Origin of the sequence: Microbacterium sp. GbtcB4 (genome assembly GCF_019091465.1) — a bacterium.
GTDB lineage: Bacteria > Actinomycetota > Actinomycetes > Actinomycetales > Microbacteriaceae > Microbacterium > Microbacterium paraoxydans.
This window is the reverse complement of sequence record NZ_JAGXJJ010000362.1, coordinates 1-246: the sequence shown is the minus strand read 5'-3', so window position 1 is coordinate 246 and position 246 is coordinate 1. Positions and strand designations below refer to the sequence as shown.

The following is a 246-nucleotide window of genomic DNA, read 5'->3' as shown; positions in this document are numbered from 1 at the left end:
AGTGGGGCGGCACGCACAACGTCGTCGACGACAACGAGGCCATCCGCGACGAGCTGCGGTCGGTGATCCCCGGCATCTGGGACCACATCAAGAACTCCGGCGAGTCCGACGCCGACAACCTGACCCTGGAGTGGATCGGCAACATCCCCGGCAAGCGCGAGTACCGCCGCTTCATCGGCGTCTACACGCTGCGCCAGCAGGACATCCTGGAGCAGACGTCGTTCGACGACGGCATCGCGTTCGGCG

Annotated in this window: 1 protein-coding gene; it reads left to right on the top strand. The window is 66.3% G+C overall.

The window, feature by feature from the left end; all coding sequences use genetic code 11:
• Nucleotides 1–246: FAD-dependent oxidoreductase (locus tag KVS71_RS18160; RefSeq protein WP_217585234.1), on the top strand; the 246-nt coding region annotated here is incomplete at both ends.